20 protein-coding genes and 7 pseudogenes are annotated in these 26022 nt (G+C 57.5%); 8 read left to right on the top strand and 19 right to left on the bottom strand.

Annotated features, from left to right (window positions below; translation table 11 throughout):
- Positions 1–315: 315 nt before the first annotated feature.
- The 13 genes from EOA75_RS00300 to EOA75_RS00240 form a co-directional block, all read right to left on the bottom strand.
- Complete coding sequence (locus EOA75_RS00300) at positions 316–1047, bottom strand: HAD family hydrolase (RefSeq protein WP_051695327.1); 732 nt, start codon at positions 1045–1047, stop codon at positions 316–318.
- Complete coding sequence (locus EOA75_RS00295) at positions 1044–1853, bottom strand: phosphodiesterase (protein WP_127220044.1); 810 nt, start codon at positions 1851–1853, stop codon at positions 1044–1046. The genes EOA75_RS00300 and EOA75_RS00295 overlap by 4 nt, the downstream gene beginning before the upstream one ends.
- A gap of 61 nt (positions 1854–1914) precedes the next feature.
- Positions 1915–3150, bottom strand: a complete 1236-nt coding sequence (locus tag EOA75_RS00290) for an ABC transporter substrate-binding protein (protein ID WP_245466519.1) — start codon at positions 3148–3150, stop codon at positions 1915–1917.
- A 58-nt stretch (positions 3151–3208) separates the two neighbouring features.
- A complete protein-coding gene (locus EOA75_RS00285) occupies positions 3209–4042 on the bottom strand; it encodes a carbohydrate ABC transporter permease (protein ID WP_127220029.1) in 834 nt (277 codons plus the stop codon).
- Positions 4042–4890: a sugar ABC transporter permease gene (locus EOA75_RS00280; protein ID WP_245466518.1), complete on the bottom strand. Its 849-nt coding sequence runs from the start codon at positions 4888–4890 to the stop codon at positions 4042–4044. Before EOA75_RS00280 ends, EOA75_RS00285 begins: the two co-directional genes overlap by 1 nt.
- A gap of 103 nt (positions 4891–4993) precedes the next feature.
- Positions 4994–6142, bottom strand: coding sequence for an ABC transporter ATP-binding protein (locus EOA75_RS00275; protein WP_126089930.1), 1149 nt, complete (start codon positions 6140–6142; stop codon positions 4994–4996).
- Between the two features lie 74 nt (positions 6143–6216).
- Positions 6217–7041: a MurR/RpiR family transcriptional regulator gene (locus EOA75_RS00270; protein WP_051695325.1), complete on the bottom strand. Its 825-nt coding sequence runs from the start codon at positions 7039–7041 to the stop codon at positions 6217–6219.
- A gap of 149 nt (positions 7042–7190) precedes the next feature.
- The gene (locus EOA75_RS00265; RefSeq protein WP_126038496.1) at positions 7191–8669 is read right to left on the bottom strand and encodes a sulfatase-like hydrolase/transferase; all 1479 of its coding nucleotides are present in this window, start codon (positions 8667–8669) and stop codon (positions 7191–7193) included.
- A 79-nt stretch (positions 8670–8748) separates the two neighbouring features.
- Positions 8749–10050, bottom strand: a complete 1302-nt coding sequence (locus EOA75_RS00260; RefSeq protein ID WP_029354766.1) for a sugar ABC transporter substrate-binding protein — start codon at positions 10048–10050, stop codon at positions 8749–8751.
- A gap of 24 nt (positions 10051–10074) precedes the next feature.
- Positions 10075–10899 carry a carbohydrate ABC transporter permease gene (locus tag EOA75_RS00255; protein WP_164747225.1) on the bottom strand — a complete coding sequence of 275 codons (825 nt, stop codon included), beginning with the start codon at positions 10897–10899 and terminating at the stop codon, positions 10075–10077.
- An 85-nt stretch (positions 10900–10984) separates the two neighbouring features.
- Positions 10985–11863 carry a sugar ABC transporter permease gene (locus EOA75_RS00250; RefSeq protein WP_127323339.1) on the bottom strand — a complete coding sequence of 293 codons (879 nt, stop codon included), beginning with the start codon at positions 11861–11863 and terminating at the stop codon, positions 10985–10987.
- 377 nt (positions 11864–12240) lie between these two features.
- Positions 12241–13254 carry a glucosamine--fructose-6-phosphate aminotransferase gene (locus tag EOA75_RS00245; protein WP_095521232.1) on the bottom strand — a complete coding sequence of 338 codons (1014 nt, stop codon included), beginning with the start codon at positions 13252–13254 and terminating at the stop codon, positions 12241–12243.
- Entirely contained in the window at positions 13251–14123 is an 873-nt protein-coding gene (locus EOA75_RS00240) for a BadF/BadG/BcrA/BcrD ATPase family protein (RefSeq protein WP_164747224.1), read from the bottom strand. Before EOA75_RS00240 ends, EOA75_RS00245 begins: the two co-directional genes overlap by 4 nt.
- A 362-nt stretch (positions 14124–14485) precedes the next feature.
- Here EOA75_RS00240 and EOA75_RS00235 point away from each other — a divergent pair, with 362 nt between their 5' ends.
- Entirely contained in the window at positions 14486–15313 is an 828-nt protein-coding gene (locus EOA75_RS00235) for a MurR/RpiR family transcriptional regulator (RefSeq protein WP_029354755.1), read from the top strand.
- Here the strand turns inward: EOA75_RS00235 and EOA75_RS00230 are convergent.
- The 5 genes and pseudogenes from EOA75_RS00230 to EOA75_RS00205 form a co-directional block, all read right to left on the bottom strand.
- Positions 15310–16527, bottom strand: coding sequence for a D-arabinono-1,4-lactone oxidase (locus EOA75_RS00230; RefSeq protein ID WP_164747223.1), 1218 nt, complete (start codon positions 16525–16527; stop codon positions 15310–15312). The genes EOA75_RS00235 and EOA75_RS00230 overlap by 4 nt on opposite strands.
- A 485-nt stretch (positions 16528–17012) precedes the next feature.
- Positions 17013–17283, bottom strand: a pseudogene (locus tag EOA75_RS00225) (IS110 family transposase); the annotation flags it as partial.
- Between the two features lie 224 nt (positions 17284–17507).
- Positions 17508–18238 (bottom strand): annotated as a pseudogene (locus tag EOA75_RS34425) (IS110 family transposase); the annotation flags it as partial.
- 94 nt (positions 18239–18332) lie between these two features.
- A pseudogene (locus EOA75_RS34415) lies at positions 18333–18955 on the bottom strand (restriction endonuclease); the annotation flags it as partial.
- An 823-nt stretch (positions 18956–19778) separates the two neighbouring features.
- Positions 19779–20029: pseudogene (locus EOA75_RS00205) on the bottom strand (DDE-type integrase/transposase/recombinase); the annotation flags it as partial.
- A gap of 249 nt (positions 20030–20278) precedes the next feature.
- Here EOA75_RS00205 and EOA75_RS00200 point away from each other — a divergent pair.
- From EOA75_RS00200 to EOA75_RS34735, 5 genes and pseudogenes are all read left to right on the top strand, one after another.
- Positions 20279–20491, top strand: a pseudogene (locus tag EOA75_RS00200) (twin-arginine translocation signal domain-containing protein); the annotation flags it as partial.
- 693 nt (positions 20492–21184) lie between these two features.
- Positions 21185–21418, top strand: a complete 234-nt coding sequence (locus tag EOA75_RS00195) for a hypothetical protein (RefSeq protein ID WP_127220023.1) — start codon at positions 21185–21187, stop codon at positions 21416–21418.
- A gap of 52 nt (positions 21419–21470) precedes the next feature.
- A complete protein-coding gene (locus EOA75_RS00190) occupies positions 21471–22607 on the top strand; it encodes an ImmA/IrrE family metallo-endopeptidase (RefSeq protein ID WP_084831477.1) in 1137 nt (378 codons plus the stop codon).
- Positions 22608–22611: 4 nt separating this feature from the next.
- A complete protein-coding gene (locus EOA75_RS00185) occupies positions 22612–23055 on the top strand; it encodes a hypothetical protein (protein WP_029354749.1) in 444 nt (147 codons plus the stop codon).
- A gap of 301 nt (positions 23056–23356) precedes the next feature.
- Positions 23357–23696 (top strand): annotated as a pseudogene (locus EOA75_RS34735) (Arm DNA-binding domain-containing protein); the annotation flags it as partial.
- 202 nt (positions 23697–23898) lie between these two features.
- Here EOA75_RS34735 and EOA75_RS00175 read toward each other — a convergent pair.
- Positions 23899–24270, bottom strand: coding sequence for a hypothetical protein (locus EOA75_RS00175; protein ID WP_127220022.1), 372 nt, complete (start codon positions 24268–24270; stop codon positions 23899–23901).
- Between the two features lie 340 nt (positions 24271–24610).
- Between EOA75_RS00175 and EOA75_RS00170 the strand changes: the two genes are divergently transcribed.
- Together EOA75_RS00170 and EOA75_RS35700 are read left to right on the top strand one after the other, a co-directional pair.
- A complete protein-coding gene (locus EOA75_RS00170) occupies positions 24611–24994 on the top strand; it encodes a hypothetical protein (RefSeq protein ID WP_091597881.1) in 384 nt (127 codons plus the stop codon).
- Positions 24995–25101: 107 nt separating this feature from the next.
- Positions 25102–25961: pseudogene (locus EOA75_RS35700) on the top strand (DUF6615 family protein).
- Positions 25962–26022 lie beyond the last annotated feature (61 nt).

Here is a 26022-nt window from a genome sequence, read left to right as displayed (position 1 = left end):
ACCTCGGTCGCTATCGCTTTCGGTTGATCATGAAGTAACTCGTCCATCATCGAAACGGTGCCACGGGCCTGTGCTTCGAGCTCCGGTGAGTTCCCCCACGCAGACACGAATGCTCCTTCTTGACCCTCAATTGTAATTTGTGAGCAGCTCGGTCGAACACCGTTGAGTGTCGCTTGCGCGCCCGCCCCATGCCGCATCCGCCTGTCAGACTTCGCCGATATCGAATGCAAGGGATATCAAGTGGACGGAATCGCCGGGACAGTCGGTACAGGAAGACATTTTTGTGGGGTTGAGTGGATGGGAAGCTGCTGCAGTTCACCTTACGGCACCTGCTGCCACCGGGTCCGCCTCCTGCCATTTTGTATTGGGCTGGACTTCGCTCGTCATCAGCAGGACGCTAAGTTCTTCGGCTGATCGCGCGACCACCGCAGCGCCGGCTGACAGCAATCGTTGACCGTGGTCGTCGTGGCAGTGGCCGCCCGCGGTGAAACCGATCACCATCATCCCCGCGGCCACACCGGCTCGAACGCCTGCAATGCTGTCCTCGACCACGACGCAGCGCGCTGCCTTAGTGCCCATCTGGGCGGCAGCGAACAGGAAGAGGTCCGGTGCAGGCTTACCGGCCTTTACCATGGCGGAGCTGAACACGTGGGGATGGAAGTATGCCCAAAGTTCCGTCAGTTCAAGACCAAGCCGCAGCTTGTCGGGGGCGCTGCTCGATGCGACGCAGCGCGGCAATCGCAACTGATGCAGGAGTTGGTCAATGCCGCTGATCGCTTGCAGTTCCGTCTGGTAGCTTTCCTTTATCCTGGATTGCACGATGACGTCGAAGTCGCTGGGTAGAGGGCGGCCCCAGTCTTCTTCGATCATTTTCCGCATGGTGGCTGAGGAAAGGCCGGTAAACCGCAGAATCACATCAGAATACGACATGGGATAGCCAATGCGGGTAAGTTCTTCGGCATCGATTCGACTTGCCAGCGTCTCGCTATCGATCAGAACGCCGTCGCAATCGAAGATGACCAGTTCATAAGAGGCCTGTTGATTCATTGCATGCCCTCGGGAACCCAACCTTCTGCGGAGACCTCGACCACATGTCGGTCGCTAACTTCGAAGCGATGCACCAGGACCCCATCAACGTCGATTATCGCGATGTCAAAAGCGGGCGCATCCTCGACGAAGTCCGCGTCTCTCCGCGTGAAATGTGGAATGATCTGATGCGCCACGCCGCGGTTTGCACTGAAAGGGATGCCGCTCCAGGTGCCGCCAACATCGACATGCACATGGCCGTGGAAAATGTGCTGCACATTGCCGGCGCTGACAATCGCCTGCATGATCGGGCGCCAATTCTCGGTGCTCCAGGGTTCGAAATGCGGCAGGCCGATCGGCTGCAGCGGATGATGGACGAAGAGGTAGGCCCGCACATCCGACGCCTCGGCCACCCGGGCCAGCAGCCACTCGAGCCGACCATCGTCCAAGGAGCCATGACCGAAACCTTCCACCAATGTGTCGAGAAAAATGAGGCGCCCGGCAGATCCGTCGTGAACCGACTGGATAAAGCCGTTCTCATCGCGCGGCTCTCCAGGAAACGCCCGAACAAAATTCTCGCGGCTGTCGTGATTGCCGAGCAGAAGGCGGGCGGGCACGCGCAGTTCCTGCAGCACCTCGCGAAGCAGGACATAGGAAGCGAAATCTCCCTCGTCAGTGAGATCGCCAGTCACGACGCAAAGCTCGGCGTCGGCGTGATCGCGGTTGATGCGCTCAATGGTCTTGCGAAGCCGTTGGGCAGGATCGAAGCCGAAGAGCATGGCGCCTAACGGCACAAGATGGGGGTCGGTCAGATGAATGAGTTTCATGGATAATCCCGAAAAAGGGAGGGATGCCGCACAGGAGCGTGCAGCGTCTCGGACGAGGCGATCAGTTCGTTTTCGGCAGGAGTGCGCGAACCTCGGACGCCATGTCTGCGAGAGCGGCTTCCGGTTCCTTGGATCCAAGCGCAATAGCCGTCATCTCGTCGCGGAGGACCTCCCCGATCTGCACGCCGTTATCACCAGGCCAGGAGAACCACGGGCGGGCGCGGGGCGTCTGAAGCACGCTGGTGTACCAGTTCGGGTGCTTATCGTAGAAGCCGGCGAGATGATCCTTGTCGAGGGCAAGCGTGTTGGTCGGCATATAACCAGTATTCGGCACGACAATGCTCTGGCCTTCAGGACTTGTGGTGAACTTGACGTAGTCCCAGGCGGCGGCGCGCTTGGCGGGATCGTCGGTAAGGATTATCGCAACCATGCCGCCCGTCGGCATCGTCGCATCTTCAGCGCCGAGCGGCTGCTTGGCTGTGCGGAGCTTGAACCGATCTCCAATTTCACCTTCGAAACCGCTCACACTGCCGGCAGAGGCGAAGAAGAAGCCGAGCTTGCCGGAGGTGAAGAGCTGCCGGGCGGCATGGGAGTCGATCGCCGGCTGAGCGCCGTCGGTGTGGAACCGCTTGAACAGCTTGACGGCAGCCTGGCCTGCAGGACCGTCAAAAGCGATGTCGCTCTCCTTGTCGTTCATCATCTGGCCGCCGAAGTTGCGTACCAGGTTCTGCGTGGCCCAGTCGTCCGAGCCGAGCTGGTAATACATGCCGGACGTTCCATTGCCGAGCGCACCGACCTTGCCGGCCAGTGCGACGAAGCTGTCCCAATCGGTCGGAACCTTGTCGGGGTCGCCGCCCGCCTGCTTCACGAGATCGGCATTGTAATAAACGACCGGCGTCGACATGGCGAAGGGAAGTCCGTACAGATGGCCCTCGATTCTTGCCAGAGACAGGATTTGTTCCGTGTAGCCCTTATCGGCCAGGTGATGGGCGGCAACGAGATCGTCGATGGGCTTTACGAGCCCGCGCGTGACGAGCGGACGGAGCACGTTGAAGCCGACATAGTGAACGTCCGGCAACTCGCCTGCCATGCTCTGACGAATCAACGTCTGGACAGCTTCGTCATAACTCGGCGCAGCAGCGCGGAAGCTGATCTTGATTTCCGGGTGGCCCGCCATGAAGCGGTCTGCAATTGGCTTGTGGATCACTTCGTGTTCGGGCCAGGCGTAATAGACATTGAGTTTCGTCTCGGCTTGCGCTGGCATGGCTGCCGCTGCGACACCGGCAGCAAGGATCATTGCAACTGTTTTCACATTGCTCTCCTGAGTTTTGAGATGGGGGTTTTTAGAGACGGAGCTAGTGTCGGCCGAGCACCAGACCTCGGATGAAGTGTTTCTGCATGAGAAGGAAAAAAGCGACCAAGGGAGCAGTTACGAGAACGCCCCCCGCCATCAGCGCACCGACATTTCCGGCGCCCTCGCCGGCCTGCCGGAAATAGGCAATGCCGAGCGAAGCCGTCATCATGTCGGGATTGGTTATCACCACCATTGGCCAATAAAGATCGTTCCAATGGGCCACGATAGAGAAGATCGAGAAGGAGACGACGGCCGGCCAAGCTGCTGGCAGCATGATCCGCCAGGCGATCGATAGCTCGCTGAAACCGTCGAGCCGCGCCGCGTCGAGCACCTCATCGGGAAAGGTCACGAAGAACTGCCGGAACAGGAAGATGGCAAACACCGAAATGATCCAGGGCAGAACCAGAGCGGCATAGCTGTCGAGCAGTCCGGATTTTGCGAGGGCTATGTAGATCGGGATGGTTGGTATCTGCACCGGCACCAGAAGGCCGAGCAGGACGCCGACAAGCAGAATAGGGCGGCCCGGGAAGGACAGCTTGGCCAGCGCATAGCCACATGGGATGGCGATCGCGATCTGCAACACAAGAATTGCCAGACACACGACAAAGCCATTTGCCATGAACCGAAGCAGCGGAATTGCCGAGAGCGCAGTGCCGTAATTGTCGATTGCGCCGTGAAGGGTCGGCGTTGGAAGCAGGCTGCCGTCAAAGATCTCGCTCTGTGGCGTCAGCGAGGCAAGGATCATCCACAGAAACGGAAAGACCATGATGATCGCGCCGGTGACAAGCACAGCATGCGAGACAATGCGGGAAGAGGAAGATTGCCCCAGGATCATCACTGGCCTCCATTTGCTTTCCAGCGCGCCCGACGCTCGGAGACGCGCATCTGGACGAGCGACAGCAAAGTCACGAAGACAAAAAAGGAAACGGAGATCGCAGAAGCATATCCGACGCGGAAGAAGCGGAAACCTTCTTCATAAAAAGTGTAAAGAACGACGGAGGTAGATTTCATCGGCCCTCCCTGTGTGAGGACCGCGACCGTTTCGAAAACCGAAAAGGCGCGGATAATTGTCATCACGGTGACGAACACCGTAACTGGCGCCAGCATCGGCCAGGTGACCAGAAGGAAGCGCTTCAGTCCCCTGTCCGCCCCGTCGATAGTCGCAGCTTCGTAGAGCTCCTCTGGAATGGTCGAAAGGCCAGCCAGGAAAAGGATCATGTTGAAGCCAACCAACTGCCAGACGCCGATCGCCGCGAGCGCATATATGGCCGTCGCCGGGTCGGACAGGAACCTGACGGGCGATGCGCCCAGGAGCTGCAGCAGCGTGTTGGCAAAACCCAGACTTGGATGCAGGATTGCTTCCCACGCGGTCGCGAGAGCAACCAAGCTTGCAGCCACGGGCAGAAAGTAAGCGGTTCGATAGAGAACTGCGAACCGTGATCTAGCGATCAAAACGGCGACGAGCAGCCCCCACCCGATTGCCGTCGGCACGACCACAGCCACATAGAGCGCGGTGTTGCGCAGACTCTGAGCAAAGCCAGGGTCGGTCAACATGCGCGTATAATTAGCAACCCCGATGAATTGGATTCCGGCCAAGCCGAGCGACGCATTCGTGAAGGACAGAAAGGAGACAAGAATGGCGGGTCCGATGACAAGGGCAACAAGCAACAGCGTCGCCGGCACGGACAGAATTATGCCAGCTTGCGCCTGGGCCCGAGCCGGCCGGTACCTGCATGCAGTGTTCGGAGCTAAGGAACTGAGCGGAATGTCGTTGGCTAAGGCCATGTCAGGCTGCCCCGCTGTGATCGCCACGCTGGCGCGAGCCGTTGGAAGGAAAGAACCATGCCTTTTCAGCGTCGATGGTCAGTCCCAGATTGTCGCCGTCACGCAGTGATCGCGCGCGCTCGGCGGAAATGCGGGCGACGAACTGAGCGCCGGCCTCGGCATCGACAAAGACGTGAGCGTCGATCCCTGCGTGCTCAATGCGCGTGACGCGAACCGGCAGGGCTCCTGGATGATCCTTCTCAGCCAGGGTCGCATGCTCGGGGCGGAAGGCCAGCGTTCCGGCCAGCCCGGATCCGAGCGCGTCGCGAATGATGATCCTGCTGCCGCCGATCATGAGCCCGCCGCCTATAGGTGCGGCCACTGCCAGCTCGTTCAGGAATGGCTGCGCCAGGAAGCGCGCTACGTCTAGATCGACGGGTTCGCGATAGAGATCGGCAGGGGCTGCGACCTGACGGAGTTCGCCGCCAAAGATGACTGCGACGCGGTCTGAAAGCGCTGCCGCCTCGGCCTGGTCATGGGTAACGAAGATAGTCGTCGTTTCCATTTCCTTGTGAAGCCGTGCGATCTCGCCACGCGTATGGATGCGCAGCGCTGCGTCCAAGTTTGCCAAGGGTTCGTCCATCAGGAAGATCTTCGGCTTGCGCACCATGGCGCGTCCCAAAGCCACGCGCTGGCGCTGCCCGCCCGACAGCGCCGACGGTCGACGCTCGAGCAGCGCGTCGAGCTTGAGAAGCCCTGATGTCTGCCGGACCCGCTCTTGGATCGAGCGTTTGCGTTGGATGGCTCCGGGCAGCAGCGCGCCAATCACAGGAAGCCGTTCCAAGCTGCTTAGCTCACGCATGACCAGCGGGGCAGCAATGTTGTCGTGCACGCTCAGATGCGGATAAAGGGCGTAGCTCTGGAACACGAAGGCTAGGTCGCGGTCCTTCGGCGCCACCGCGTCCAGCCCCCTGCCGCCTGCACGCACATGGCCCTGGTCGGCACGCTCCAGCCCCGCGATGATCCGAAGAAGCGTTGATTTACCACACCCGGACGGCCCCAGCAGTGTCACAAACTCCCCCGCAGCAACCCTTAGACAGATGCCGCGCAGGACATCAATCGCGCCAAACCGCTTGCCGATGTCGTCGATGTGAAGGTCTAACGCTGCCATTCCGAGTTCCCTTTCGGTGGGCGTGACTTCTATCGGTGCTTTATTTCATTTTCGTGACAATATGGAGTTTAATTTCATTTGGCAACCGGTTTATCCATCGCCTTTCCGAGCGCCAGCATGAGGCTTTCGATCACAAAGATCTTGCCGATCGTCGATGTTAGGGTGCCGCCGATCGGGTGGTCTTGAAGGCCGGAGGCCTGCAGGGTGAAGTCAGCCGCTTTCTCGAGCGGGCTGCGGGCGCGATTGGTGATGGCGACGGTCAGTGCCCCCGCAGAACGGGCGCCCTTGAGGAACTGGACGGTGTCAACCGTGAGGCCGGAGATCGAAAGGCCGATCGCAACGCATCCGGGACTAAGCCCGCTGGCGACTTCGTGAGCCATGTTGGAATTCCTGAACGCAAAGGCCGTTAGCCCGACACGCAAAAGCCGATAGGCAAGCAGTTCTGCCGTTATACCGGACATTCCGGCGCCGTAGAGGTCGATCCGTCTGCTTGCCGCAAGCGCGGCGGCGACCTTCGCGAGAGTTTCGGAATCGGCATTGTTGTGTGCGATGCTGAGGTTTTGCGCCATGGTGTCGTGCAAGGATTGCAGAGCGCTATCCGCAGTTCCAGCAGCAGTAGGAGGCAGTCCCGGGCGGCCAATCTCGGCCGCCAATGCCAGCTTGAAGTCGCGGAAGCCGGAAAAGCCTATCTGCCGGCAAAGCCGCAATATGCTCGCTTCACCACTGGCCGCGAATTCACCTAGCTCCGCGACCGATTGGTGCAGCACCTTTTCCGGGTTTTCCAGAATGTATTTGGCAATGCGAGCGAGCGCATTGGGCAATCGATCGATGTCGTCCTGCAGGCGAGCCAAGATGCTCTCGTGCGATGCCGCTTTCATTGCAGGTGAGTTGACGCTCATTTCCACAATCCTCACCCCTTATGAATGAAGGAAAGAGCAGCGAGATACCATAAATTATCGATCAATTTCTGGACAATCGACCGAGGGCGGCCCCAAGGTCGCGAGAACAATGCCTCGCTCGTGACCATCCTGGCGTCGGTCCGCCAAGGTCAATAGTCCTCAATTCTCTCCGGGCCGGATCCACTTCTAAGCATCATTGCGGAAAAGCTGCGGCCTAATAGGTCGTATTTCAACCCCCTGTGATGGTGGCTATCCCATAGGTCATAATGCTCATTGGGGTCCTCTTTATGATCGAACAGCTCTCCTATTCCAACATCGTGATATACATTTAGTTTGTGACGTCCATCATAGTACATCGATGCGCGAGACCCTCGGCTGCCGCGGAACCTGAGGGAGTTGTGATACTCACTGACAACGTATGGCTTATGGCAATCCAGTGAAGTGTTCCCAAGCAGCATCTGGTCGAGTGACAGCCCCTGCATGGCCTTTGGGACCTCAAGCCCCGATAACGAGAGCAATGTGGGCGCAATATCGACCAGCTCGACAAGTGCATTCGACACCGATCCTTGGGCTGGGCTGCCAGGCACGGAAATCACAAGTGGGACATGCACCACACCCTCATAGAACCGGCAGCCTTTGTAGAGCAGGCCGTGGTCGCCCATCATATCACCATGATCGCTCATGAAGACGATGATCGTGCGATCCAGCTGGCCGGTTTCCGTCAAAGTGTCTAGTATCCGGCCGACCAGATCGTCCACCTGTGCCACCTCGGCGTGATAGGCCGCTCTCATCTCCCAAATATTGAACTTCGTTGGTGGCGCTTCATGCGTAGGTCCTGCCAATTCGTCGTTGTGCGCCTCACCCGCGTCTGTTGCTGCGTGCCAAGGATCCACCGCGAATTTCGCTTGCTGATCGACTCGTTCAAATTTCTTCTGGTGCTCGAGATCAATCGGCTTGAACGCAGGATCAGGCATATCATTTGGATTGAACCGCCTGAGGTAGTCTGGCGGGGGATTGAGGGGCGGATGAGGCGCGTCGATGTTAACGCCTAAATACCAACTACGATCAGAATGCATCTTGATGAAGCGCTCAGCCCGATCGCCTGCCCAACGCGCCTGCCGATATTCTGCGGCTGGTCCCGGACCATAGTGTTGGTCAAGATAGGGTTTGAAGTAGGCTTCGGGATTGATCCCTTTTGACCACATCCACGCATGATAGTCGTGGTTGCCTGACCACTCCGGAAATGGCTCAGGGCTCCAGTAGAACTCGGCAAATCCATCATCGGGGCGCTTTTCTATCATGCCACGTGTGGCAGACAGGTGCAGCTTTCCTATGTGCCCTGTATAGTATCCGGCGTTCGCCATCAGTTTTGGGAGCAAAACGAGATGCGAAGGAAATGTGCCGGCGCCGTTCTGATGCACTTGGTGTGCGATCGGATACAAGCCTGTCAGAAAGCTCGTTCGGCTCGGCGTGCAGATAGGGCTCTGACAATACGCACGGGCGAATGCCGTGCCCCTCGCCGCCAGGCGGTCAATATTGGGAGTCTGCGTGCCTTTGAACCCTAGGCACTGCAAGGTGTCCCAACGCTGCTGATCGCTGCAAATCCAGACTATACTAAAGTTCCTCAACTCTCATCCCACGCGCTATGAAGGTTCAGTTCGCGCGCGCACCGGCGCGCAAAACCGCGCCGGTGGCGACGTGTAACGGCTATTTCAGGTATCCAGCGCGCTTCACGATTTCGACCGCATCACCTTGAGCATCGTCCAAGGCAGCCTCTGGGCTCTTGCTCCTGACAACCGCTTCTTGCAGGGCACGGCCAAGGCGATCGCCGATCTCCTTGAATTCTGGAATGCGAGGATAATACCACTCGGGCGCCCCGCGAAGCGTTTCTGCATACGTTGCCGCAAACGATCCATGGCCATAATCATAGTCATGTTTCGCACGGATTTCCGGATCGTCCCACAGCGATGTCCTGGTGATGGCGACAAAGGTGCTGTCGAGCGAAATCCGCTTCATGAGATCTTTACTCGTCGCCCATTGAAGGAAGGCCGCTGCAGCTGCCTTGTTTTCTGATGCAGCTGGAATGACATACGCCTGTCCCGCAAAGGGCGGGAACCTCCCACTTACGCCGCCAGGGGGCAAAGCAAACCCAAGCTTGCCGACGACCTTCGACAGCTTGGGATCGAGAATGCGACCTGCGGTGGGAGCGCCTTCGACAGTCATAGCAATGCGGCCCTGCTGCATCGCGATGACAACATCATCGAAGGTTGCTGAGATGCTCCCAGGCACAGTGAAATTGGTCATCACATCCGTGTACCATTTCAGCGCCTCCACCGCAGCGGGCGAATTTACCGTGGGCGTCAGATCCGCTGGTTCGTTCGCAAAATATTTACCGCCAAAACCATAAAGAACCTGGCCCCAAAACCATATATTCTCGCCAGTATCCGGTTGACCCCGTAGCGCCGTGCACTGAATGTCTGCCTTTCTCAGCAGATCACAATCATTACGGAACTCTTCCCACGTTTGCGGTGGCTGTTTGATTCCGGCTTTCTCGAACAAGTCGGCACGATAATACAGGAGCTGTGTCGCCGCGAAATGCGGAAATGCCAGCTGTTTGCCGTCCTTATTGTAGAGGCGCAGCACGGGAGCGATGAAATCCTGTACGTCCGCACTCTTCATGTCTATGTAATTATCGAGCGGCTCCAGGATATCGCCAGATGCGTATCGCCCGAACTCCTCGCTCCCTAAATATACCACGTCGTAACTATCTGAACGCGTTAGGAGCTCGACCGACACTTTTTGAACGGTCGGCGCATAACCGAAGAGATCAAACTGCACTTCAGCGCCAGTCTTCTCTGTGAATTCGTGCGCGAATTTTTTGAGCTCCAAATCGTATGCCGAGTTTGTCGATAGGACCTTTATTTTCACGCCGTCATAGCGCTGCTGAGCCGACGCTCCGCCGCCGACGGCAACACCTAATGCAACAGCAAGAATTCCAAGACATCTCATTGCTTTTCTCCTTGAGCTAGCGTTTCACCCTTTCACGGAACCGGTCGTTGTTGGGCCGGCGACGTATTTTTTTACGAACGGCACGAACACCACGATCGGGACCAGCATAAGCACGCATGCGGCTGCCGCCTTGCCCCAATCGGTCCCCTCAAATGGGATGAAATTCAGTATTGCGACGGCGGCAGTTTTCGCGTCATCGCGTGTCAGTGTCAGCGCGAAAAGAAACTCATTCCACGAACCAATAAATATCAGTATTGCTGTTGCAATGATACCAGATTTGGCGATGGGTATCGAGATGAGCGTCATCGTCTGCAGCGTTGACGCGCCGTCTATCATCGCGGCTTCTTCAATTTCACGCGGCACTTGGTCAAAAAACGCCGACAAATACCATATCGCAAGCGGAACCGCGAACATTGTGTTGACGATGATCAGCGCAATCTTCGTGTCGACGAGGTGTACTTGGCGAAAAAAGAGAAAGTAGGGGATGATGTAGATCATCGCTGGCGCCGCCCGGAGTGCCAACACCAGCGTCAATAGCCTTCGCATCGCAGTTTTCTGCAAATGAGAGATGCCAAAGGCTGCCGGGATCGAAAGCGCCATGGTCAATATGATGGTGCTGCATGAGACCACAATTGAATTGATGAGCGCGGAAGAGAAGTCCTTGTCAGCGATTGTCGCGGTATAGTGCTGAGCGGATGGCTCCCTCACGATCACGGGCGGCCATTGAAACATCTCGGTCGGCTGCTTGAGAGATGTCGATAGGGTCCACAATATCGGCGAGAACAGGAATAGCGCAAAGGCAGCGGAGACAAGGTATCCGTAGATGCGACGTCCGAGGTCCCGACGCATGGGCTCACCTCCCAACGCGAGGGGCCGAGATTTGGCGAGTGGATGATATTCGGAGATGTGACGTCCAAAGTATCGATGCATGGGCTTACCTCCCAACGCGAGTGGCCGAGATTTGGCTAATAGACCAAAAACACACGCCGACGATCGTTGTTGTGAATGCCACGAGAATTGCGGCGGAATAATCTAGATCGAGATATGTAAATGCGGTCAGAAAAGCGTAGAAGTTTAGGGGTTCAGTCGCCCCAGCCGGCCCGCCACCTGTCAACACGAAGATCACGGGGAAAATCCCAAGGACCTCTAAAGCTTGAAACACGGCGACGGCTCCCATCGCAGGTAAGACAAGCGGTATGGAAATATGCCATTGCGCCTGGGCCCAACTTGCTCCGTCGAGGTTTGCCGCCTCATAAATCTCGTCTGGGATCGAGTCCAAAGACGAGAGAAGCAGCAAAGCAACGATGGGAACGCCAAACCAAATCGATACGATGATCACCGAGATCAGCGCTGACGTTTTGCTTCCAAGTAAGTCAGCTTCGAAATTGTGACCGAACAAGCTTGCGAGATAAGACAAGCCGCCGACACCAGGAATGAGGAACAGCTTCCACACAATTCCGCCTACCGCTGGCGGAACTACGGACGGAAGCAGGAAAGCTGCTCGCATCCACCGTGTGCCAACGAGCTTTTCCTTAAGCGCTATTGCCAACGCTAATCCACACAGTAATTGGAGGACGACGGGGACGACGACCAAAATGAACGTAACCAGCGCGGCGTTGATAAACCGACCGTCGGACAAGAACCGCGCGTAATTGTAAAGCCCGATAAAGCGCGTCCTTTCCGGGAAGGCTATGTTGAAGTCCCCGAACGAGAGGGCAACGACAGCTGCAATCGGGACGAGCGTCGCGAGACATAGGAACCCGATCGCGGGTGTAATGAGCGCCGAAGACACTTTAGGCCGGGAAGATGCCATCGTCCGTTAGTCCTGGAGTTATTTATTCTCGCCCTGAATGGGTCCCCAAGCTGCTGCCAGCAATGCTAAAGCGAGCTTCAGTAAGCAGAGGGCGTCACGATGCAGTGTTCCCCGTGGTGAGCTATTCGCGGCCGTCGACGTGATGAAGTGCCGAGACAATTCCACGGTGTATAGTTTTATTGTAGGGTTACCTTTCCAAGTTTCATACGCCTTTGGAAACAGAATGCTGCGCAGCATTCAATCGGCAGGCGAAGCACGACGCATTCTTGCCCGTCAACGGGCTCGAGACAGCGGGATCACTGCCACTGGCTCGCCATTGCTGTCTTGATCAGGGCCAAGAAGGATGCCCGGAACGTGTCATCTCGTGACGCGCGTGCTCAGACCCGGGGCTCCGATTCATTCACGGTCACCTTTGTGTCATTTTGGCTATAACGAAACTGGGCATCAGTAAGTCCGGCCGCGTCGGACAGTTCTGCGGCTAGCAGCTGAGCGGGCAGGATGTCCACGATTGATCGTCCCACACGGTTCTGCAAAGATGGCACCTTCACAACTGCTAGGTTTTTGGCGTCCTGAGGCGACTCGCTTGCGGTTACCAGAAGAACTGCACAGCCGATTTCAGCCAATTCCTGCGCCAATCGCACTTCGCGGCCGTCACCAAATATCAAAATCCCGGTTGCCTGATCCATCGATTCCATCGGGCCGTGCAAGTAGTGCAGCGTGTCTGCGACGCCGGTGGGCACCCTCGCAGCCTCGCGAATGAGCAAACAAGCCTCGCCCGCCGTACCCAAAGCCGATATCGCGCCAACGCAATCGATCGCCCGCTGGTCATGAAACATTTCTCCAATGCGTGCCATCTTTTTCGCAGAGGTTTCCAAGACCTCGCTTGCTATCAGAGGAATGTCGTTCCAATTGAAGCTGTCTTCACCGCAGAGCGCATCTATCAGCAGCCCGCCTGCCAGCAGCGAGCCTGTGTAGCCGGTGCTCGACGGCAGTGAATCCGGACCGGACTCGAAGCGAAGTGCTGCCGAAGCGGTGCGTGACAGCGGGTCGTTGCCTCCGCTTGTAATCGCGAGGGATGGTAACGTGCTGTGGATGGTGAGTGCAGCGATTGGCTCGATGCTTCTTCCTCCGACAGAAAAGACTATGATCGCGTCGCCAGGGTCCCCCGGCTCCATGAGATCGACTGCGCGCCAAGTATTTGCTCGTCTGCCGCGGCGTTGCAGCTCACCGGCCACTACCCCCGCTGCCTCGTAACTCGCGCCTATTCCTGTAACGACGACAGTCCCCTTTTCAAATGGCGCGAGATCAAGGTCGCGAAGCTGCGTTCCGACCACTTCCAAGGTATGGCGAAACTGATTGGGTTGACGGGCGATCGTTGACCTGTAAATCATTGGATATCCATATGTTGAGAGACAATTGAGGTCTCTGGGCCATCCCCGGCACTGCAAAGTTGCCGCGCCAAGACGCAGGCGCCTAAGACCGGCGGCTTGTCGAGGAAGGTGACCGCCACTGTCGCCCCGAAACGATCGGAAATTTGATGGGAGAACGCATTGGCTAAAAGTGGCTGGGCGAGGATGACCCCTCCGCCTACCACCACGTCTTTGTCGGACACGCCCGCCAACTTCAGGTGGTGAACTAATTGGGTCAGGGCCGCTGCGCCCTCGTCAATAACGCGCTTAGCCAACGACGAGCCTTCATTGGCTGCGTAGAAGATAACGGGTGCGTGTCGCCCCAGAGCCGAGGCACCGCCTTCCTTCGCGATAGCGGTGCCGATGTTCGTGGGGCTATTCAGTCCAAATGCCTCACAAAGCGCTTCGACAAGCGGCTCTGACCTTGCCCCTCCGAGGTCAATGTGCCGTCGCACTGCTCGACCAGCCTCACGTACTAAACCGGGAGCGCTCCCTTCGTCTCCGATTGCCCAGCCCCAACCGCCTGCGACATGCATCCTGCCTTTCTGGTCCCGAGCAACAGCGATTGAGCCAGTTCCCGCGACGACACCAATTCCGCTGGAAAGCCCCATGGCTAGGGGAAATAGCTCTGCATCGTTGACGACCCTCAACGGGCAGGCAAAATGATTAGAAAGTGGTTTTTGCAGGATGGCACACTCGGCCTCATCATCACATCCATGAGAGCCAATCGCGATGCCGTTGGGAGTGGCGCCATCCGCAAATCCGCTGATTAGCGCGATTAGTCCAGGAATATCGTGGTCATAGGCTCCACAACGCCATTCACTGGTCCTCACCACCAAGTCGCGGCCCATGCCCTGTTCCAGGCAGCTTCTCAAATGCGTTTTGGTGCCTCCGATGTCGACACCAATCGATATAGAACCCATCTCGTCATCTCTGTTCGCATTCGCGCCCAGCGGCCGCGGTCCCAGTCTCTCGCTGAAGGAATACCACTTTTTTTTCGTCTGCGGAAGATGGTTTTTTTCATCATGCGCGACTCTCTCCCCGCGCGGCGATGATGGTCAAATGCCGTGCAAAAAGGCTGGCAGGCGGCTGGGGGCTCTAACGAAAACAATGTTCACGGCTTGGCAATCTGCTGAAAAATTCCTATTGCTTTCACTGCCCGTGTCAATCAAGCCTAGGGAGCTGGAGCTCGGCGACATCAAGGGAATCGTAAATGCAGGAAAAGATCTTGGCGCGCTTGCGTTCGTCTCAGCCCAGCCTCAGTCCGGCGCTCCTTCGCATCAGTGAGTACGTCCTTAACGATCCCGCGAAGGTCGTGAACCAAACTATCACGGAGGTTGCTGACGGATCCGGATCGAGCGAAGCGAGCGTCTTGAGGTTCTGTAGAGACATCAAGTTTTCGAGCTTCCAGCGTTTCAAACTGGCATTGGGGATCGAACTCTCCACTCACCAGACAATCAGACACGCCAGCCCGTCTGGTGACGTCATCGACGACACGCTGTCGACGGCCATCACCGCGCTCAAGCAGACAAAGGACCTGTTGAACCACGCCGCTCTCGAATTGGCGGCAAAACAGATCATACGAGCAAAAAGCATAGATCTGTACGGGTTCGGCGGCTCTGCGAATGTGGCCCGATACGCGCATTACTTGTTTGTTCGATTCGGACTGGTGTCGCGCGTGCTGGACGACCCACATCTCGCCGTCATGAGTGCAGTGAATCTCGGGCCGAAGCAAGTCGCACTGGCAATTTCGGAATCTGGCTCGAGCAAGGATACAATCAACTCACTTATGGCGGCCAAGGCGGCTGGCGCATTTACCATCGCAATCACCTGTCATATACGCAGTCCGATCGCTGCCAACGCGGACGCTGTACTGGGAGCATCCTCAACAGACACGCCCATCACGCGAGGAGCATTCTCCAGGGTCGCTGGACAATATTTGATCATCGACATCCTCGCCAACATGATCGCTAAAGATGGCAGCAAGTTCCAGGCGGCTATGCAGCGAACCGCAGAAGCCACCATAGATAAAAGCTTTTAGCCGAAACGTTCGCGCAGGTAGTCGTTCAGGAAGCGACCGTCCGGGTCGAAGCGAGCCCTTTGAGAAATAAAATCCCCGTATCTTGGGTACAAGGCTTCGATCTCGGACCGGCCCAGGCTGTGAAGTTTGCCCCAGTGCGGACGACCTTTTACCCAGGAAAAGATTGTCTCGCAATCGCGGATGAAATCCCAGTAGTCCTCTCCTGCTGCGCCGGACACCGATATCATTGCGGTCTTCCGCTCAAAGTATGGACTCAACCAAATATCGTCAGCCGCCACGGTTCTATACTCAACCGGGAATATCTGCGACGGATGCTTCATCTGGATCAGCTTGCGTATTTCACGCAATACCGCCGGACCGTCCTCGTAGGGCACCGAGTATTCGCATTCGTTATGGTTCGGCATCGGAATTGAACCCGGAAATATCCGATAGCTGGGCCCTATTCTCTCGCCGGCCTGTGCTTCGACAGCTGCTGACGGCTGAGTTGTGACGTTCAGCGTTCTGATTTCGCAGACATCAGCTTTACTGCGCGTACGACCAATGCCAGACGTGTCGGGCAGGCTGTATAACGATGCCGAGTGTTCGGTCGGGCACCAGAACACGCGGAGGCTCCGGTTTTCCTGACATAGCTGATCCAAATGATTCATGCATTCTTCAAAATCCTCACGCCATATTTTGTCATGAAGATCAAAAGCAGGAACAAGCTTCATCGTGACGGAAAGCACCACGCCAAGCATTCCGAGACAAACTTTCGCAGCGTTGAGGACATCGATGTCTTGCGAAGCATCGAAATTGGCGATGGATCCATCGCCCATCGCTATCCGCATTCCAATTATCGGGCCCGCTAAGCATTGCAAACTATCGCCGCTGCCATGCGTACCCGTCGATACGGCCCCGCTCATCGTCTGCAGATCGATATCGCCCTGGTTGGGCAATGCCCAACCAGCAGAACGCAGTTCAAGGCCAACGTCACAAATCCGCGTTCCGCCGCGGAGGGTTACGCTGCCGTTGGTTGGGTCGATATTTTCGATCCCTGTTAGACGCTCCGCGGAGATTAGAACTCCGTCCGTGGGGACAATCGGCGTATAAGAGTGCCCCGTACCCACTACGCGGACGCGCAGATTGGTTGAAGCTGCTGTCTTGATCGTTCTGCAGACGTCATCGTCCGAACTTGGCATTTCGAAATGCTTCACCCGACAAACCTGATTGCTCACCCAGTTCCGCCAAATCATGCTAGGGCCGAGTGTCTGCGCTCTGGTCTCTGAAGAAGGCAATGGAGTTCTCCTTGCGTGTGTTTTCTCGCTGCTAGGTGCTGGGGCAGCCGCCTCGGCCCGCCAGAATAGGGTCGTCACGCTGTGCCCAGCGCCGACTCATTTTGGCAGGCATGACGGATATCATCATCGACCTAGATACAAAAGAAGATTATCTCCATTATAACTCGGTGCCCCGGCAGACCGACCATTGGCGCGGGGCAGCGGTGACCGCTGGTGGTCCACACTCGCTTCTCCCGTCGATGCGAACGGAAAATTATCGTTTCAGAGCCTTCCCCCCACAAGAGCCGACGACTGGCACCGGCCGGTTGCGTCGGGCCTCACCACGTATTTCGTGCGAGGCTTTCGCCGAAGGACGCGTATGCTGTCTTGTGCACGTCAATCAGCCTGTTGGACAGTTCTGGCTCTTGGCCCGGCGGCCTTGCAGTGCAGGAGCGTTTGGCGAGTCCTGGCCCCAGCTCTTGACCTTGTCCTTGCCCTTGAAGCGCATCATCAGACGCCGCCTCATAGAGCGCGCGCCGCACGTCGACGTCGCCTGCCTTCGAGATGCGGCCCTGAACGTCGATCGAGGTGCCCGACTGCCGGCGTCGCGACCTCAGCCCGAAGTAGGCCGCGACGTCGCGCGAGCGGCGGAACCGCGTGGGATCGTCCATCGCCGTTCATGAACGAAAGCGCCGTCACCGGACCGACGCCGGGGATGAACGCAGCGCTCGAACCGTCGTGACGCACTCTTCCATCGGACGGACGGAGCATCGAAATCGAGCGCGGTCCGGCTGTCTCATTGTCGGCGCGGCGGCAGGCAGGATAACGTGGTTCAGTCGTTCCTGGTTTGCATCGGTGCTCATCCGCCGGAGCGGATCTCCTTGCTCAGATGGGGTCCGTCAGCGCGCCGGCGCCATGCGTTTTATCTGCCGCCGCACCGCTCATCGATGCGCTCCCAGCAGCTTGCGGTCCTTGACATGGGCGCGCCGCGTGGCATCGGCCTCGCTCGCGGCCGCATCGCCGACGTAAACGTCCATCGCTCCACATGGCGTGTATGATCACCGCCAGCTTGCGCGCCACCGCAACGCAGGCCTTGCGGTGGCAGGAGCGTTTGGCGATGTCCCGGCCCCAGCTCTTGACCTTGTCCCTGCCCTTGAAGCGCGTCATCAGTCCTGACGCCGCCTCGTAGAGCGCGCGCCGCACGTCCGCGTCGCCGGCCTTGGAGATCCGTCCCTGAATGTCGATCGTTGAACCGGACTGCCAGCGCCGCGACGTCAGCCCGAAGTAAGCGGCGACGTCGCGCGAGCGGTGAAAGCGCGTGGGATCGTCGATCGCCGTCATGAAGGAGAGCGCCGTCACCCGACCACGTCGGGAATAGCCATGAAGCGCCGGCACGGCTCGCTGTGCGCGACGATCCTCACGACGAGATCATGCAGCCGGCAGTACTGTCGCCACAGCGCCGCGCGCGCCGTCAGCATGGCGTCCATCAGCTCGGCCGACAACGGATTGTCCGCCACCGCCTGGCGTACCGCGCGTTCGAAGGCGCCACGTCCGACCTTGCCTAAGGCGGATGCCGAACGACTTCAGCGAGTGGCGGATGGCGTTCTCCAGGTCGAGGAACTTCGGCCTTCAGATTGCGCCGGTGCGTCAGCAAAAGGCGCGTCCGGTAGCTCAATGGCTCGACGGACACGAACTCCGACGCCATGCTCGAACATCAAGTCGGCAAGTTGGCGCCCATCGAGCAGAATGACGCGTTGAGACAGGTGCTTCACGAATTCGTGGGCATGTGGGCTGAATGTCGAGGTGGTCACGAAAACACCCTTCGTCGCTCCTAGCCCTACCAGACTGCCGACGAATCCTTGAACATCAGGTCGCCCAATAGCGTTTGCGACAGCATAACGCTTCGCTTGAACATACACCGATCGAGACCGAGCCGATCCTCGTTGATTACGCCATCAACCCCGCCGTCGCCCGAGCGCCCAAGCTGGGCGGCTGCGTTCTTATGCGATCCGCCATAACCCATGGCGACAAGTAGATCGACAATGAGCCGCTCAAAGAAGGCCGGGCTGTTTTGGCCTATCCTGTCCAAAATGTCTGCCCGCAAAGCGGTTAGTACCGCCTGATAGGCACTTTCGATCTGCTCTTCCGGCGTCGCCTCCGTCGCGACGTCGGATGGCGTCTCCCCTGCACTATCATCGGAGCCGTTGCCCTTGTAAAACTTCCTAAACTCTGGGTGTTTCAATAGCAGCTTCACGTCGATGCGGTCAGGGCCGCTGGTGAGCAATGACAGACCTGCTTCGGTGGCAACGAACCGCCCTCGTGCGGGAGAGGCGAGCAGTCCCGCTTTGCTCATGTAGAATTTCGCCCAGTGGATACGGTTGTGTAGCACGTGCTGCTTGCCGCTCGGCAACAGCTGCTCACGCTATTCAGCGGTGAGACCAAACCGTGCAGCAATCTCGGCCTCGGCTAGTGGGCGGAGGTTTCGTCCTTCGAAGAGACCTCAAGAACCGGGAGCATGAGCGATTGGTAGTCAGGGATCGGCATCGTGCTTTCAGCCTTCGAATACACGGAATGCAGTTGAGGCGGCGAGCGCTGACACGTGGGAATATCCCCGACTGTCGGGGGCATTACTGTCGATCGGCTTCGCTGAGCTTGACCTGCGGCAACTCATCGCCGCGACACCTTACTCGTGGAGGCAATCCCTTCGCCAGCGGGGGCCTCCGACGGAGTCGCCAAAGCGAAACGCGCAAACCTACCCAATCGCGTTCCAATTCTTGCTTACGAACAAGCCAGTCTGGAAGCACGCTGTCCATCGCTTTCCAGAATTGCTTGGAGTGGTTGTGATGCAGCAGGTGAACCTGTTCGTGTAGCACCACGTAGTCGATAACCTGTACCGGCAGCTGTAGAAGTCGCCAGTTAAAGTAGAGTGTCCTATGCTTGCCGCACGAACCCCAGCGGAATCCAAGGTCCCTCACAATCACCTTAGATGATTGTCTGCCCGCTTAGTCGTTCAAGCTCGGCCGATCGTGATCGGAGCCATGCAGCCCCTTCGTCCATGAACCATCGCTGAAAATGTAGAGCAGCCTTCGGAGATCGTGGACAAGCGCGTGCGCCGTTACGATTTGACGGTGAGTGGTTTGAGCTCAGGCGCAGTGCAACGAAAGTATCTTCTATCTCGGCCGAAGCTACCGACTTCGCAGCGTTGCGGCGCGTTGGACGATCTCGTCGAGCACATATCCGTCCTGATCAACCGCTCTCCACACCCAGGATTTCTGACCGTTGATGCGCACCACGACTTCATCGAGGTGCCAGACATCGTTTTCGTTTGCGCCTTCGGCGTATGCGGCGGGCATAATCAGGCAGTGCATCGGCACCATCGGAGGATGGTCTCGTGGGGAACGACAATCCCGCGATCGAGCAGCATTTCCCTGACATCGCGCAGACTCAGATTGGAGCGGAAGTAGCCAGATAGCACGGGCCACAATTTCGATCAGGTAGTTCGATCACACGTCATTTCGTCAGTATCGATTGTCGCGCATCTCGGAACCAGATCCGCCCTGCGTGTGAACGATCTTGAAACGAGATGATGTGGGACGACAATCGGTATTTGACCACTACCATTTAAATAGAGATTCTTTGGCCGCTCGCTTCCGCTGAGCTTGATAAAGCGCTGACATTAGCACGAAACAATGAATGGGAGGAGGAACATTTCATGTCGCAAGAACTCGAATATCTTAGCCGTTACGTCGCTGCGGGCCGCCTGAGCCGACGTGAATTTCTCGGCCGTGCGACGGCGCTCGGCGTTTCAGCGACGTTCGCCAATTCGATCCTCGCCAGCGCTGCGCGCGCGCAGGGGCCTGTCCGCGGCGGTATCACCAGGGGCGGCCTTAGTGGTGCTGGGGCAACCGACAGTCTCGATCCGGCGACGTCCTCGAAGATTATATCAAGATCGTGGATATGATCAGGCGCTTAGCGTTATTGCGAGGAACGTTAGTGAAGGAACTTCAAGCGCGTCGTAACGACACTAGCTCCTGCGAAACGTGATCATCACCTAAGTGGAAGAACCGGAGCTGTGGCCGAACAGCGACAATCACCGCAATAGGTCGGAGAACAACCCGCTGCGCGGGATGGACGCGCGTGGTAAGGTAGAGGTCACGATCCGGTTGCCGCGCCCGCATTGAGCGTCGTTCGGCGGGGCAGAGCATCACAGGCTTCGTCAACAAGAAGCCTGACCACCCCCACCCTGTTCTCGATGCACCGATCAGCCCGCCGCGCCAATGGTTGATTGACGACATGACCATGCGCCGGTTCAGCCAGGAGGCGCAGCGCAACTACGTCCGCGATGTCGGGCGGTTCGCAAGCTTCCTTGGCCGATCGCCTTGCGAGACGCTGTGTTAGAGCAGCCAATTGTTATGCGAGTGCATCTTGCTTAAGCAAATTGCACTTTTGCCAAACGTCTTTATAGACAAAATGGGCTCTGGCGTAGAGGATTAGAATAGCCAATGGGAGGGGAACGAAATGCACAATGGTCGTAAAGAGAGCGAGCTGCTCGCCCATGCAAGACTGGTCCACGGCAGCGTAGAACGACCAATACAGGGCCGCTAGCCCGAACAAGGATGTGACGGCCGCGCAGCATGTTACCCAAGTGGCCAAACTATCGTCATTGATGACGATCTCTCGCTTTGCCGATTCCAAACGTGCCCGAAGGCTGCCGGCTGATGAGGGGTTTCTCACCTTTCTTGTTCCGATTAACGTTTCGATTGCCGCGATCTGGCGTGCAAGCGGTCCTCGAGGAACGATTGCCAGCTCTCTAAAAATCGACAGCGCCAAATTCAATCCGAACGCTAGTTGAAGCAGTCCGGAAAACTCATTCAGACGAAAACACTCTGTTGCGAGCGACTGAGATGCCATTGAAACTTACCCCCCGACCTTCGGCAGTGGAAAGCATCCGCCGCGCGCGACGATTGTCAATTGAAGCGGTCGCGATTGAGGCGAATATCCGACCAGATTTCTTGACTGAAATGGAAACAACCCCAACCGACGTCAGCAAGCGAGTGGCGTTTTCACTTGCCTCCGCTCTGGCTGTACCGGTCCAGTTCCTGTTCGCCAAAGACGTAGAAATCGACGCCAATATGCCTGATTTTCGCGCCGCCAATAATAGGCCAGCGGTTCTTACATCGGCAGGACTAACGCGAATCGCGCGTGCTCGTTCTATCGCCGCCTACCTGGCGGACCGAGCGTTCGAAGACTGCGCCAGGTTCGCCAATACAAATAGCGTGACCATCCATCAGCAGTCGACCGCGCGAAAGCTATTGAAATCGCTCTATGTCCCCGTCCAGCGCGTCGATGGATCGGTGGATCCTACCCTAACGTTCAGGGAGACGCGTGTATCGCTAGAGCGGAAAGGCATCATCGTGCTCTGCGATAGGGTAGCGGACCCGTTCCGTGGGTTTTGTTACTCTCCTACCGGTGACTTTCCCATCATCTTCGTGAATACAACCGGGCAGCGGCCCGCTACCAAGCTGTTCACACTGATGCATGAAGTGGTGCATGTGCTCCTTGGCAAAACGGGAGTTTCAGACCCCGCCATTCTCAACAACCAGGTTGAAAGATTCTGCAACTCGGTGACTGCCTCGGTCATGATGCCTGCGGAGGAATTTTCCCAAGCCTATAAAAGCGTCGCGGGAAGGGGTGCTAGGGCCGTCGTTGATCTCCTTTCCAGACGATTTGGCGCCAGTAAGCAGGCGAGCGCCTTACGCGTCTCTGATTTGGGCTTGAGCAAAGGCTTTTACGCTGCGTGGTCTGCGACCCTGCCGTCTGAAGTCCCCATGATCGAAGAAGAAGACGAAGGTGAGGAAAACAGCGGGGGCGGTGGAATTAGCTCGCAGATTGCCAGGTTCGGATATCTTCTGCCTAACATGCTCACCGCCGCGGTCGACAGGAAGGCAATCTCTCAGTTCGATGCGTACCGGCTCACCAATCTGAAGCCAAGTACGATAAAGCAGATCGCCGCCATCGGTGTTAACCGGCTGGGGCCATAACAGCATGGCCTATAGCGGCATCAACTTTGTGCTTGATCTAGAGGCATGCCTCTATTTTAGCGAAGCTGGCGGAAACCTGAAAGCCGCTCTGTTCCAACGAGCGAAAGTCGAACGCATTGCGGTACCCAAAGAGGTTTTCGACCAGGTTCGTATCTTCGACAAGAGCTTGGCCGATGAGATATCGGAGTCGGACATCGAAATTGTCGAACTCGATTCCGACGTATACGTGGCCGCTTGCGCACTCAACGAAATCTTTATGACCTCAGGGCATCGGTTAAACGCGGCCGCAAACGAAAAGGTCCCCTTCATAGCTCTCGTCCATTGTGCGCAAAATGGCGCTAAGCCGCCATGCCATTTGGTATCCGGCGACAACGGACTCCACTCCTCGTCGATGAGAAGCCTCTGTGCCGCCCTGAAAGTCCCTTTCATGGAAGTCACCAGCTTCTAGCAGCATTTTGGCGCTGTGCGGGAACTTGGTGTGGGACCAAGTGGCAGCTTTGCTCGAAAACCCATCTAAGCGACTGTGCCCTTCCCGAGAGATGGGTGCACTTCACCATGTCTCCGGTATAAACCGTAACCTATGTGTCCAGAATGGACCCCTGATTTCTTTGGCGCACCCTATCTCTTAGAAACTTTTAGGCAACTTGAAATGCCGAGCGACGCTCGAATCCGAAACTGCGCTCCGACTTCCGCCCTCGTGCTTACGTGGTTGCTTACGCGAGAGATCGGTGCTGGTTGGAGAGAACGTCATGACTAAGATCACCAAAAGGGTTGTCGACGCCGCCCAGGTCCGCGAAAAGGACTACGTCATCTGGGATGAGGAGCTGCTCGGTTTCGGCCTTCGTGTGTTCGCATCCGGCAAACGCAGCTATGTCATCAATACAGGGCAGCCGGCCGCTCGCCTCGCTACACCATCGGCCTCCACGGGATTGGACGCCCGAGACGGCACGACCGGAAGCGAATGTCCAGTTCGGCCGTGTCGCTCAAGGCGACAATCCTGCCGACGAGCGTGAACTCGACTACAAAGCAATCACCATCAAAGAGCTGTGTGCGCGATATATCGCCGATCTGAACGCGGGGCTTAACCTGCAAGCGGTATGAAGCCCAGCTGCCGATTTAGTATTTCTCGAAGGTCGGATTGTAGTCTTTACAGGCCATTTCGCTCAGAATCGAATTCGAGTCGCGCAAGGCACGTAGCAAAGACGGTTTAGTAAGGCCGGCCAACGTCACTTTCTCTGCCGAAACGCCAACAATGACGCGCAGAAGAACGGCGAAGACGTGACGAACGAGATCAAGAGAGTGATCGTCCGGCCCAATAGTCGCTGACTGGTCTCTTTCGCTTCTCGCCATGCCAGCGAGGATTGTTCATGAATGTCAGCGTGTCTCCCAAATTGGTGGGCACGCCATGAGCGATGTCATTCCTGATCGCAAACGCGAGACGGGCTGCATTGCACCATGTCTCAAGCAGGGGTGCGCTCCTCTCCTGCTGGCAGGGTTGAGGCGAATGTTTCAAGCATCCGATCAAATCAGAGATCATCTTCGCGTCGGTCTCGGGTCGAATGCCCGTTGGATTGGCGCCCTCGAGCTTCCACAGTGCCCGCTCCAGGTGATGTTCGATGGCGGCGGCGAAGATGATGATCGCCGCGATACGCTGGCTGACCATGGGCGTCAGCCCAAGCCGCTCTTCGAGGGTGTCGGCCCTTCCATACGTCATTACAGGGGTAGTTTCATCTCGCTCACTCCTGACCGTATCCCCACAGCCGTTTCTGCCGCGCGATCTTGAGCCCGACCGTATTGATGGAACCCCCGGCCGCAGGGCAGATCCCCTGCGATAGTCACGGAGCGAGGAAAAATCCATCCAAATCGAATTATCCTCGTTGATGGACTTCGTGACGTGAATTTCCGACGCTAAAAAGGTCGAAATGCCAATTCTTCTCAGTAGGATCAGGCTGTCGAATTACTTATCCTAAGGCATCATCGTCATCTTCGGAAAGGACGCCCCGATGACTGACGAGCGTTCCCGCGGCCGCCCTCGCGGCACAGGCAAGAACGATACAGTCTTCCTGACCATGGTTGCAGATCTCATGGTGAAGACGCCTGGCCTGAAGTATACCACAGCCATGACGCGCATCGTTCGGCAGCGCACGGACTGGGATGCGGCGAGTCCAGAGGCGGCGGTCCGTCGCTGGCAAGTGAAATGGAAGGTGCAAGGTGAGGCACTTCTCGCCGCTGCGCATGAGCGCGCCATGCCGAAGCCTGTAGCTCGGATAGGCCGTCATTCGCGCTTGCCAGACATGAGCGAGGCGCAGGCGATCGTCACGCTGATCCTAGATGCCGTGCGGAACCACGACCCCGTTCATTACCGCTCGCTTGAAACCACACGCTAACTCCCTGCGCTGAGTGTAGGTGATTATGGAATTCGCGGAGCGGCAATAGTCATCGTAGGATTACAACGTTGGCAACACTTTGCGACCTGGCAACACGGCTACCTCTTGTGATCGGGGGACTGCTCGACCGCGAGACCAACCTCAAGCGCGGTAGGTTCCGGGAAGAAACCATGACCGACATCCTCACGGGCGCGCTGGCCGCGTTCGCCGGTCCAGAGCTCGTCATCTCCTACCCGATCGAAAAGGACACCGGGGGTGATCTTGATCTGCGGTTCTGGAACGTGTCTGAGGGTCGCGACCTTTGGGTGCGGATCCAAGCCAAGCGCCTAAACGCCGCCGTGGTCCAAAACAAGAACCGCTCCTACAGCGAGCTGCTGCATAGGCCCTCGCCCAAGCATGACTATCAATTCCGCACCCTGCGGGACACGCCCCCGCCGTGGGTCCCACTTTACCTCTTCTACAATCATGCGAGTGTGACGATGGACCCTAACTTCAGGGGGCTGGTCCCCTCTGTCAGCGGGGCGAACCTAGCCTTTGCGAGCGACATCGCCGCCGAACTGGAGGCGAAGCTCGCTGGTGCCAGTGGGACGCCGAAAACGGGAGCGCTTAACAAGCGTCTGTCCATCTGCGGCCTCATTTCTTTTGCCTCGAGGCACTACTTTGTCCTCGGAGCACGGTTCGGAGCGAGACGGTTCCGACACCTGATACGGTCTCTGCCTTCCTGAGAGAGCGATATGTTCGTAGCGCCCCTGCCAGGCCTCGCGAAAGGTACGGGGACGAAACCTTCCGCCGGCTATCTGAACCTCATGAGCTCATGACAGCTGATGGGATTGGTCGGACCTTGCAGGACGGTCCGGCGGTACGTATCGACCGGCAGCTCGATTACCCGTTAGTCACGTTCATCTCCGGTCGCACCGGAGACTCCCGTACGCCTGTCATCAGCGACGTGCCCTCACAGCGAGGCTGAGCTGGGGCTCGCCATTAATAGGGATTGGCTGGCTAAATTGGGGGGCGGACTAAAGACATTT

The organism is Mesorhizobium sp. M1A.F.Ca.IN.022.07.1.1, assembly GCF_003997575.1.
Lineage (GTDB): Bacteria > Pseudomonadota > Alphaproteobacteria > Rhizobiales > Rhizobiaceae > Mesorhizobium.
Note: the sequence above shows the minus strand (reverse complement) of the source record. Positions and strands in the feature narration are given on the sequence as shown.